This window comes from Streptomyces oryzae (genome assembly GCF_017676365.1).
Classification (GTDB): Bacteria; Actinomycetota; Actinomycetes; order Streptomycetales; family Streptomycetaceae; genus Streptomyces; species Streptomyces oryzae.
Window position 1 is genome coordinate 1 of sequence record NZ_JADKMA010000245.1, and the last position, 9,656, is coordinate 9,656.

A 9,656-nucleotide genomic window follows, 5' to 3' on the forward strand; every position below is an offset into this window, starting at 1 on the left:
GGGCTGTGCGGGCCGTGGTGGAGGAGTTTCTGGTGCGGGTGGGAGAGGGGGATGCCGGGCGGATCGCGGAGTTGTTCGCGAAGGAGGTCGACTGGATGGTCGCTCCCAATCCGACGGTGCCCTGGATACGGCCGCGTTCGACGCGGGCGGATGTGGCTGCGCACTTCCGGGAGCTGGCCGCCGGGATGGAGCCGATCGGGGCCAATGGGCGGGCGGTTGAGGCGCTCGTCGTCGAGGGGGACGAGGCGATGCTGACCGGCAACATCGCCGGCCGGGTGCGGGCGACGGGCAAGGAGTTCACCACGCCCTTCGCCCTGCGGCTCACCGTGCGGGACGGGAAGCTCACGCGCTATCACCTCTACGAGGACAGCTTGGCGGTGGCGGCTGCCTGCGCCTCGGCTGCGACAGACTGACCGGTCGGTTTGTTCAAGGGGTGTCCCCCCGGACGCGGAGGTCCTGGCGGAGGTCCGTTGGTTGCGGCGAGGTGTGCACCTGTACGGTGAGCAACTCGGTCGGTTACTTCAACTGCAAGGGCCGCAAGGGGAAGTTGCGCCGTATGCAACCCACATTGTCGATGGACCTCAACCTGCTCGTCGCGCTCGATGCATTGCTCGCAGAGGGAAGCGTCACCGGCGCCGCGCGGCGGTTGCACCTGTCGGCGCCCGCAATGAGCCGGACGCTGTCCCGGATCAGGCGGGCGCTGGATGATCCGGTGCTGGTGCGGGCGGGGCGGCACATGGTGCCCACGCCGCGGGCGCTGGAGCTGGCCGGGGAGGTGCGGGAGCTCGTGGAGCGGGCCGAGGCCGTCTTCACTCCCGGGTCCGGCGCGGGCGGTTCCTTCGATCCGGCGAGGCTGGAGCGCACGTTCACGCTGCTCGCCGATGATGCGCTGCTGACGGGTATCGGGATGCGGCTGCTCGAGCGGGTGCGTACGGAGGCGCCGGGGGTCTCGTTGCGGCTGATTCCGGAGGGGCCGGGGGAGTCGACGGCGCTGCGCGAGGGCGGTGCCGATCTGGAGCTGGGGGTGGTGAACGCGCCGGCGCCCGAGACGCGCGTCGAGCACCTGTTCACCGACACCAATGTCGGCGTTGTCCGGCCGGGGCACCCGCTGCTGGCGGGGGAGATCACCCCGGAGCGGTTCGCGGCGGCGGATCATGTGACGGGGTCACGCCGGGGGATGCTGCACGGTCCGATCGACGAGTTGCTGGCCGCGCACGGGCTGCGCCGCCGGGTGGTGGCCTCCGTACCGACGCTGACCAGCGCGCTGATGGTGGTGGCGCAGACCGATCTGGTGGGCCGCACCGGGCTGCGGCTGGGCGCGAACCATGTGGCGAGCCTCGGGCTGGTCACCTTCGAGATCCCGCTGGAACTGCCGGCCCTTCCCCTCGCCCAGGCCTGGCACCCCCGCTACGAGAAGGACCCCGCGCACTGCTGGCTGCGCCGCTGCGTACGGGAGATCGCACGAGATCTCGGCCCCACGCAACCTCCAGCGGAGAACGGCAGCCCTTGACCGGTGGCCCGGCCCCGAACCACTGACGGCAGCCCCTGACTGGACGGCGGCCCAGCTCCCGGGCGGCCCAGATCCCATGCGGCGCCTCTACCGGGGCGGCGGCCGGACCGCAGCCGTCAGTCCCTGACCAGTGGTGGCCTGGCGCCAGGCGGGCCTGGACCAGGAGGGCAACTCCTGACCGCGAGGCGGACCACAGGCGGTAGCCCCTGGCCGGATGGCGGGGCCCGGGCCGCAGACGAGGCCTGGCCGGGACGGCAGTCCTGACCGAAGCGGCGGGCCTTGACCGGATGGCGGCGGGGAACCACTGACGGCAGCTCCCGATCGGGAAACCAGTCCCTGACCGCGATGGCGGCCCGTACCGGGACGGCGGGGTCCGGACCTCAGGCAGGACTGACAGGACCTTGACCGAGACGGCAGCTCCCGGCCGAAGCAGCTCCTGGCCGAAAAGGTGGCTCTTGACCGGACGGCGGCGCGGAGCCCCCAGGCGGACCACCCCCTGGCCGAAGCGGCGGGGTCGGCCCCACCGGACAAGTGGCCTCCCGGAGGCGGTGGTTACACCGACTCCGACGGTGGCTCGCCCTGCTGGGAGCCGCCGAAGTGGCGGCGGAGCTGGTCGACGCTGATGGTGCGGTCCTTGGGCGGGGTGGCGCGGGAGACGGGCCGGTCGAAGCGGCCGAGGTCGATCTCGTCGTGGTTGCGGCCCGCCTTGCGCTCCAGGCGCAGTGGATACGGCTTGCCCTCGGCAGAGACGTGCATGGTGACGCGGGCCTTTTTCTGGGTGCGGGTGACGGGGACGGCGCGATGGCCCTGCACGCTCCCCTCGTCGCCCCGCTTCCAGTGCGGTCCCGGTGTCCCCCGCACGCCGGAGGCGGCGCGGAAGGCGTCCAGGTCGCAGGCGGTGGTCAGGCCCTTGCCGCCGAGGTCGTCGTGGGCGGCGCTGCCCTTGATGTAGCGGCCCTTGAGCTTCTCGGCGGCCTTGGCGCCCTGCGCGGGGCCGAGTTGCGCCTTCCAGAACGCGGCGTCCGGCTTGATCCAGAGGGTGTCTCCGTGCTTGACGAGCCGTACCGAACCCTTGCCGGGAACCCCTACTTTTCCGGAACAGTTCGCCTTTTCATCCAGGGTCAGATCGAGCCTGAGGTCCGGCGCCTTCATTCTGACTCGCATGGAGTGGGCGGAATTCAGTTCTGCGGACGCTTTTTCCGCTATTTCCTCTCCTGACAACTCTGCGATATCAGGGCCGTCACGCTGCGTCGCCGTGGGGGTGGCATGAGCCGGGGCCAGGAGTCCGCCGGAGGCCGTCGCCGCAGCGCATACGGCTACGACCAGTGAGGCGCGGTGCTGCTTTCGCATGGGATGGCTCCGATCCGCCGTGCGGGAGGCGGTGACCGTGCGGAGGCAGGCTCAACCGCCAAATACGGACAAAGACGTACTCACCGTACGTTCTGCCGGGGGGTGGCGCACTTCGGCCAGTGATGAAGCCCACTTGCAATCGGTTTTTGGACATGAGTGCGGGATAACGGGGCAGGGTTCCCGACTGCCATCTGCCCAAGGCTGTGGCAAAAGCCCCCAACGGGGGCACGGGGCCCACCCCGGAGAAAGCAGTAAGTAACGGAAGGCAGTACCGAAGGTGTCCGTTCTGGAGAGCATTCACATTGACGGCGTGTGGCGTACGGCCGCAGCCGACGGTACGCGGAAGGTGCTGGACCCCGCGGACGCCACCGCGCTCGCCGTTGTCGCCGAAGGCGACGCAGCGGACACCGACGCGGCCATCGCCGCCGCCCGCCGCGCCTTCGACGACGGCCCCTGGCCGCACACCCCCACCGCCGAGCGGGCCGCACTGCTGCGCCGCGTCGCCGACCTCCTCCAGCGCGACCGCGAGGAGATCGCGCTGACCGAGTCCCGCGACACCGGCAAGACCCTCGAAGAGGGCCGGGTGGACGTGGACGACGTCACCAATGCGTTCCGCTACTTCGCCGACCTGGTGATGAACGAGTCCGGCGGCAGGGTCGTGGACGCGGGCAGTGCGGATGTGCACAGCGTCGTCGTACACGAACCGGTCGGCGTCTGCGCCATGATCACTCCCTGGAACTATCCCCTCCTCCAAGCGAGCTGGAAGGTTGCCCCGGCCCTGGCCGCGGGCAACACTTTTGTGATCAAGCCCAGCGAGGTCACCCCGCTGTCCACCGTGCACCTGGTCAAGCTGCTGGTGGAGGCCGGGCTCCCAACGGGCGTGGCGAACATCGTCACCGGTGCAGGCGACCCGGTGGGCGCCCGGCTGTCCGAGCACCCGGACGTGGATCTGATCTCCTTCACCGGCGGGCTGGTCAGCGGCACCAAGGTGGCGCAGGCCGCCGCGCCCACCGTCAAGAAGGTCGCGCTGGAGCTCGGCGGCAAGAACCCCAACGTGGTCTTCGCCGACGCCTGCGCCACGGAGGAGGGCTTCGACACCGCCGTCGACCAGGCCCTGAACGCGGCGTTCATCCACAGCGGCCAGGTCTGTTCGGCCGGTGCCCGGCTGATCATCGAGGAGTCCGTCAAGGACCGCTTCGTGGCCGAACTGGCCTCCCGCGCCCAGCGCATCCGGCTGGGCCGCGGCACCGAGGAGGGCGTCGAGTGCGGTCCGCTCGTCTCCCAGCAGCAGTTGGAGAAGACCGAAGCCTATGTCGCCTCGGCGCTGGCGGAGGGTGCCGCGCTGCGCTGCGGCGGTGAGCGCCCGAAGCCGTCCGAGGTGCGTCCCGAGGGCGGCTACTTCTACGCGCCGACGGTGCTGGACAACTGCCACCGCGGGATGCGGGTCATCAGGGAGGAGACCTTTGGCCCAATCTTGACGGTAGAGAGCTTCAGCACCGAGGACGAAGCTGTAACGCTGGCCAACGACACCGAGTACGGCCTGGCGGGCGCCGTCTTCTCCGGCGACACCGCCCGTGCGCGCAGGGTCGCCGCACGACTGCGTCACGGCACGGTGTGGATCAACGACTTCCACCCGTACCTGCCGCAGGCCGAGTGGGGAGGGTTCGGCAAGTCCGGCGTCGGCCGGGAACTGGGCCCCCACGGTCTGGCCGAGTACCGCGAGACCAAGCACGTGTACGAGAACCTGCGTCCCGCACCGGTCCGCTGGTTCGCGGGCTGAGAGCTGAAAGCCGAGATCACCAGCAACCTCCCACACCAGAACAGCGCGCGAAGGCGGCTCGCCCCCACGGGCCGCCGGGGCGCACCCGTATCAACCGCAAGTCCCCTCTCGGATGTCCCCCAAGGAGCACACCCTCTATGTCCCGCTATGACTACGTGATCGTTGGAGGTGGGACGGCCGGCTCGGTGATCGCCTCACGGCTCGCCGAGGACCCGGACGTCACCGTCGCCCTCATCGAGGGCGGCCCCTCCGACATCGACCGGCCCGAGGTGCTCACCCTCCGCAAGTGGCTGGGTCTGCTGGGCGGTGAGCTCGACTACGAGTACACGACCACCGAACAGCCCCGCGGGAACTCCCACATCCTGCACAGCCGCGCCAAGGTGCTCGGCGGCTGCTCGTCGCACAACACCCTGATCTCCTTCAAGCCGCTGCCCTCCGACTGGGACGAGTGGGAGGCGGCCGGCGCCACCGGCTGGGGCGCGAAGGCGATGGAGCCGTACTTCGGCAAGCTGCGCAACAACGTCGTCCGCGTCGCCAAGAAGGACCAGAACGCGATCGCGCAGGACTGGATCGACGCGGCCAAGGAAGCCCTCGACATCCCCGAGGTCGTCGGCTTCAACGACCAGCCCTTCGAGGAGGGCGTCGGCTTCTTCGACCTCTCCTACCACCCGGAGAACAACAAGCGCTCCTCCGCCTCGGTCGCCTATCTGCACCCGCACATCGAGGCCGGCGACCGCCCCAATCTGCACATCCTGCTGGAGACCTGGGCGTACAAGCTGGAGACCGCCACCGGTGAGGACGGCGGGAAGAGCGTCACCGGCGTGCACGTACGCGCCAAGGACGGCACCGAGCAGCTGCTGACCGCAGGGCGTGAGGTGCTGGTGTGCGCCGGGGCGATCGACACGCCGCGGCTGCTGATGCACTCCGGCATCGGAAGGAAGGAGGACCTGCAGGCGCTGGGCATCCCGGTCGTGCACGATCTGCCGGGCGTCGGCGAGAACCTCATCGACCACCCCGAGTCGGTGATCGTGTGGGAGACCGACGGGCCGATCCCGGACAACTCCGCGATGGACTCCGACGCCGGCCTGTTCGTCAAGCGGGACCCGGACCACAAGGGCCCCGACCTGATGTTCCACTTCTACCAGATCCCCTTCACCGACAACCCCGAGCGACTGGGCTACCAGCGCCCCGAGCACGGCGTGTCGATGACCCCCAACATCCCCAAGTCCCGCAGCCGTGGCCGGGTCTATCTGACCTCCGCCGACCCCGAGGTCAAGCCCGCGCTCGACTTCAGGTACTTCGAGGACGAAGAGGACTACGACGGCCGGGCCCTGGTGGACGGCATCAAGCTCGCCCGCAAGGTCGCCCAGGCCGAACCGTTCGCCAAGTGGCTCAAGCGGGAGGTCTTCCCCGGGCCCGAGGTGACGGACGACGCGGAGATCAGCGAGCTGGTGCGCAAGGCCGCGCACACCGTCTACCACCCGGCGGGCACCTGCCGGATGGGCGCCGAGGACGACGCGCTCGCCGTCGTGGACCCGCGGCTGCGCGTGCGCGGCCTGTCGGGTATCCGCATCGCGGACGCCTCCGTCTTCCCGACCATGCCCGCCGTCAACCCGATGATCGGCGTGCTGATGCTCGGCGAGAAGGCGGCCGATCTGCTCCGAGACCATTCGACTACGGCACCGGGAGGTGTTGCGTGATGTCCGAGACCGCTGAAGCCACAGCCACCGAGAACGCGAACGCGAACGAGCAGGGCGACCAGAGTGGACCCGTCTTCTCCGTCCGCAACCTGTGGAAGGTCTTCGGGCCCAAGGCCGACCGGGTGCCGGGCGACGCCTCGCTCACTGAGCTCTCGCAGAGCGAGCTGCGTGAGAAGACCGGCTGCACCGCCGCCGTCCGCGACGTCTCCTTCGATGTGCACAAGGGCGAGGTCTTCGTCGTCATGGGCCTCTCCGGCTCCGGCAAGTCCACCCTGGTGCGCTGTCTGACCCGGCTGATCGAGCCCACCGCGGGCACGCTGGAGTTCAACGGCGACGACGTCATCTCCATGGGCAAGGAGGCGCTGCGCCAGCTGCGCAGGCACCGGGCCTCGATGGTGTTCCAGAACTTCGGTCTGCTGCCGCACCGCAGCGTGCTGGACAACGTGGCCTACGGCCTGGAGATCCAGGGCATGCCCAAGCCCCAACGCCGCAAGCGCGCCTCCGAGATGGTCGCCAAGGTCGGCCTGGAGGGGCTGGGCGAACGCCGCCCCGGGCAGCTCTCCGGCGGCCAGCAGCAGCGCGTCGGCCTGGCCCGCGCGCTCGCCGTCGACCCGCAGGTGCTGCTGTTCGACGAGCCGTTCAGCGCGCTGGACCCGCTGATCCGCCGCGACATGCAGGAGGAGGTCATCCGGCTGCACCGCGAGGAGGGCCGCACGATGATCTTCATCACCCACGACCTGTCCGAGGCGCTGCGGCTGGGCGACCGCATCGCGCTGATGCGCGACGGCGAGATCGTCCAGCTGGGCACCCCCGAGGAGATCGTCGCCAACCCGGCCGACGACTACGTACGCGACTTCGTCCGCGACGTCCCCCGCGAGCAGGTCATCTCGGTGCGCCGCGCGATGCGTCCCGCGGACGCCGCCGAGGCCGAGACCGGTACCGAGGTCGCCCCCGACACGCTCGTCTCGGACGCTATCGCGACAGTCGCGCGCAGCGGCGAGCACTGCCGCGTCGTCGAGAACGGCCGCATGCTCGGCATCGTCGACCACGCGAGCCTGCTGACCGTCGTGGCCGGTCTCGACAAGGACGCCGGCGACAACGCGGGCGAGGACGCCGCCGGCGAAGGCGGCAAGGGACGGGAGGTGGCCGCGGTATGAGCACCACACAGCACGGCGCCGCCACGGCGGCCCATACGGCGTCCACCGGAAGGGGGCTGATATGAGTTCCCCGACGCTCACCAAGGACGAGACCGCGCAGCCCGTGCCGTCGGCCGGCGGGCCGTCCGGACCCAGGCCCGCCGCGGGACCGCCCTCGGCGCTCGCCCAGTTCCTGGGCAACCCGAAGGCGCTCACGCTGATCGTCGCGGCGCTGGTCGTCATCGTCAGCGCGGTGGTCACCGGTGCCGGCACCTGGCCGCACTCGCTGACGGCCGATGTGAAGTCGCCGCTGAACGACCTGGACAACTGGCTGGTCGACAACCGCGACACGCACTGGATCTTCCTGTACTTCCTGCTGCACTTCAGCAACACGGCGCAGGCGTGCTACGACACGCTGCTGAGCCTGCTGGAGTCGATGAGCTACGTCGGCGTCATCGTCGTCGGCACCCTGGTCGCCTGGGCCGCGGGCGGCGCCGATCTGTCCCGGCGCGCGCTGCGCACCGGCGGCACGGCGCTCGCCGTCTTCGTGGTGTGCGGCGTGCTGGACGTGTGGGAACCCACGATGGAGACGCTGGCGCTGATGATCGTCGCCGTCTTCTTCTCCGCGGTCCTCGGTGTCCTGCTGGGGCTGGCCTCCGGGCTCTCGGACCGCTGCGAGAAGATCCTGCGGCCGGTCTTCGACACCATGCAGGTCATGCCGGCGTTCGCGTATCTGCTGCCGCTCATCCTGATGTTCGACATCGGCGTGCCCTCCGCGCTCATCGCGACGGTGATCTACGCGGCTCCGCCGATGGCCCGCCTCACCTCGCTGGGCCTGCGCCAGGCCGACCCGACCGCACTGGAGGCGGCCACCTCGCTGGGCGCGGATGCCCGGCAGCGGCTGCTGACGGCCCGGCTGCCGCTGGCCCGCAAGCAGATGATGCTGGGGCTCAACCAGACGATCATGATGTGTCTGTCCATGGTCGTCCTGGCCTCGCTCATCGGCTCCGGCGGCCTCGGCTCCGAGGTCTACGAGGCGCTGGGCGCCCTCAAGATCGGTGACGCGCTGGTCGCGGGCATCGCGGTCGTACTGCTGGCCGTGCTGCTGGACCGGACGACGGCCGCGGCCGGTGAACGGCTTGACGACGTCGTCAAGGCGGGCGTCTCGCGCGCCGCGGCGCGGCTGCGGGCGATCACCTGGGGGGCCATCGCAGCGCTGACCGCGGTGTTCGCGTTCGTCGGCACCGCGATCGGCGGAGACGAGTGGCCCGAGGGCTGGGTCGTCGACTTCTCCAACTCCGTGGACACGGCCGTCGACTGGTTCACCGACCACCTGGGCTCCGGCATCCCCGTCCTGGGCGGCACCATCACCTGGGCCGAGGGCTTCACCGAGTACGTCCTCAACCCGCTGCGGGACGGCCTGCTGGCCACCCCCTGGTGGGCGATGGCGCTGCTCGTCGCCGTCCTCGGCTGGATCGTCGGCACCTGGCGCGCCGCGCTGGCCGCCGTGGTCTGCCTGGCGCTGGTGGGCTGGATGCGGCTGTGGGACGTGGCCATGGACACCCTCTCGCAGGTGCTCGCCGGCCTCGTCGTGACGATCGTCATCGGCGTGCTGGTCGGCATTCTGTGCGCCCGTGTGGAGCGGGTCGACCGGGTTCTGCGGCCCGTGCTGGACACGATGCAGACGATGCCGCAGTTCGTGTACCTGATCCCGGTGATCGCGCTGGTCGGCCAGAACCGTACCGGCGGCATCCTCGCCGCGGTCATCTACGCGGCTCCGGCGGTCATCCGCATCACCGCGCAGGGGCTGCGGCACGTCGACCCGGCCGCGATGGAGGCCTCGACCTCGCTCGGGGCCACCGGCAAGCAGCAGCTGTTCGGTGTACAGCTGCCGCTGGCGCGCAAGTCCATCCTGGTCGCCCTCAACCAGGGCGTGGTGCTGGTGCTCTCGATGGTCGTCATCGCCGGTCTCATCGGCGGCGGCGCCCTCGGCTACATGGTGGTGCAGGGCCTGTCGAAGGGTGACCTCTCGCAGGGCTTCCCCGCCGGTATCGCCATCGTCTGCCTGGGCATCATGCTCGACCGCCTCTCTCAGCCGGCTGCCAAGCGCGCCCGCGACTGAGACCTGCCCCGACCGAGACCTACCCCCGAGGACAGATCCCCGCCCGACGGGTCCCCCC

Annotated in this window: 7 protein-coding genes; 6 read left to right on the forward strand and 1 reads right to left on the reverse strand. The window is 70.3% G+C overall.

Going from position 1 to position 9,656, the window contains the following annotated elements; genetic code table 11:
- Positions 1-413 (forward strand): nuclear transport factor 2 family protein (locus ITI46_RS30980; RefSeq protein WP_247746859.1); only part of this gene is annotated, 413 nt, incomplete at its 5' end.
- A 143-nt stretch (positions 414-556) separates the two neighbouring features.
- A complete protein-coding gene (locus ITI46_RS30985; RefSeq protein ID WP_209243260.1) occupies positions 557-1,510 on the forward strand; it encodes a LysR family transcriptional regulator in 954 nt (317 codons plus the stop codon).
- A gap of 552 nt (positions 1,511-2,062) precedes the next feature.
- Here the strand turns inward: ITI46_RS30985 and ITI46_RS30990 are convergent.
- Positions 2,063-2,674 (reverse strand): hypothetical protein, encoded by a 612-nt coding sequence (locus ITI46_RS30990; protein WP_247746860.1) that lies wholly within the window; start codon positions 2,672-2,674, stop codon positions 2,063-2,065.
- Between the two features lie 463 nt (positions 2,675-3,137).
- On the opposite strand from ITI46_RS30990, the gene ITI46_RS30995 reads away from it, so the two are divergent.
- The 4 genes from ITI46_RS30995 (at position 3,138) to ITI46_RS31010 (ending at position 9,598) form a co-directional block, all read left to right on the forward strand.
- The gene (locus tag ITI46_RS30995; protein WP_209243255.1) at positions 3,138-4,640 is read left to right on the forward strand and encodes an aldehyde dehydrogenase family protein; all 1,503 of its coding nucleotides are present in this window, start codon (positions 3,138-3,140) and stop codon (positions 4,638-4,640) included.
- 137 nt (positions 4,641-4,777) lie between these two features.
- Positions 4,778-6,340 carry a GMC family oxidoreductase gene (locus ITI46_RS31000; RefSeq protein WP_209243256.1) on the forward strand — a complete coding sequence of 521 codons (1,563 nt, stop codon included), beginning with the start codon at positions 4,778-4,780 and terminating at the stop codon, positions 6,338-6,340.
- Positions 6,340-7,497, forward strand: a complete 1,158-nt coding sequence (locus ITI46_RS31005) for a quaternary amine ABC transporter ATP-binding protein (RefSeq protein ID WP_209243257.1) — start codon at positions 6,340-6,342, stop codon at positions 7,495-7,497. The genes ITI46_RS31000 and ITI46_RS31005 overlap by 1 nt, the downstream gene beginning before the upstream one ends.
- A gap of 61 nt (positions 7,498-7,558) precedes the next feature.
- Entirely contained in the window at positions 7,559-9,598 is a 2,040-nt protein-coding gene (locus ITI46_RS31010; protein WP_209243258.1) for an ABC transporter permease, read from the forward strand.
- Positions 9,599-9,656: the final 58 nt, after the last annotated feature.

What these genes read in the sequence shown, in the direction of transcription:
- ITI46_RS30985 (WP_209243260.1), top strand. Translation starts at nt 557, where the DNA reads ATGCAACCCACATTGTCGATGGACCTCAACCTGCTCGTCGCGCTCGAT.
- ITI46_RS30990 (WP_247746860.1), bottom strand. Translation starts at nt 2,674, where the DNA reads ATGCGAGTCAGAATGAAGGCGCCGGACCTCAGGCTCGATCTGACCCTG.
- ITI46_RS31000 (WP_209243256.1), top strand. Translation starts at nt 4,778, where the DNA reads ATGTCCCGCTATGACTACGTGATCGTTGGAGGTGGGACGGCCGGCTCG.
- ITI46_RS31005 (WP_209243257.1), top strand. Translation starts at nt 6,340, where the DNA reads ATGTCCGAGACCGCTGAAGCCACAGCCACCGAGAACGCGAACGCGAAC.
- ITI46_RS31010 (WP_209243258.1), top strand. Translation starts at nt 7,559, where the DNA reads ATGAGTTCCCCGACGCTCACCAAGGACGAGACCGCGCAGCCCGTGCCG.